At 64.5% G+C, this 763-nt stretch carries 1 protein-coding gene and 2 pseudogenes; 1 reads left to right on the top strand and 2 read right to left on the bottom strand.

The annotated features are described in order from the left end of the window. Both HMPREF2883_RS15115 and HMPREF2883_RS07970 read right to left on the bottom strand, forming a co-directional pair. Nucleotides 1-212 (bottom strand): annotated as a pseudogene (locus HMPREF2883_RS15115) (IS3 family transposase); the annotation flags it as partial. Nucleotides 213-279: 67 nt separating this feature from the next. Next, on the bottom strand, nt 280-525 hold the full coding sequence (locus HMPREF2883_RS07970) for a transposase (RefSeq protein ID WP_141759071.1): 246 nt from the start codon (nt 523-525) through the stop codon (nt 280-282). Between the two features lie 72 nt (nt 526-597). On the opposite strand from HMPREF2883_RS07970, the pseudogene HMPREF2883_RS07965 reads away from it, so the two are divergent. After that, nucleotides 598-763: pseudogene (locus HMPREF2883_RS07965) on the top strand (transposase); the annotation flags it as partial.

Genomic DNA, 763 nt, shown 5'->3' with positions numbered 1-763 from the left:
TTGCGGGTCCCCAGCACCGAGTAGTTGTCCTTGTGGACCCTGGATATCTCCGCCTTGAGGGTCTCGTCGCGCAACGACCTGGCTGATAGGGGGCGGGTCTTGGCAGCGTAGTAGGTACTCGGGGCGATCTTGACTCCGGCGCCAGTGAGCACCTTGCAGATCGGCTCGACCCCGAACTCCTTCTTGCGGGAGTCGATGTACCGGCAGATCAACGAGACGGGCGCTCACACTCCGCCGCGACAGACATACCGACGTGCTCTTCAGGATCGCGTTGGCTCTTCACAGCTCTCGAATCTCTTTCTCCAGCTCCTTGATCCGCTCCGCCTCGTCGGTGATGGTTCCCGGCCTCAGACCACCATCAACCTGGGCCTTCTTGACCCAGGTGCGCAGAGCCTCGAGGTGAACACCAAGCTCGTCGGCGATCCTGCGGATCGCACCCCTGGCCCGCGCCGGGTCAGCCAACGCGTCCAACGCCATCCTCATAGCCCGCTCGCGCAGCCCATCGGGATACTTCTTCTGTCCCACAACAGTGATCCATCCGTGTCATCACTACCTCCACCAAACCCAGGACGATTCGAACCATTGAACAGGCTCACCGCCACCATCGGGGCCCTGGCGGTGGCGGTGGCCCAGGAGGCGGGCATCACCGTGGGCTATCTGCCCGGACTGTCGATGCGACGCATCGCCGACCTGACGCCGGGCAGCGCCAAGACCGACGCGAAGGACGCGGCCGTCATCGCCGGCGCGGCCAGGAGCATGCCCC

Source organism: Actinomyces sp. HMSC075C01, from assembly GCF_001812965.1.
GTDB classification, from domain to species: domain Bacteria; phylum Actinomycetota; class Actinomycetes; order Actinomycetales; family Actinomycetaceae; genus Actinomyces; species Actinomyces acetigenes.
Note: the sequence above shows the minus strand (reverse complement) of the source record. Positions and strands in the feature narration are given on the sequence as shown.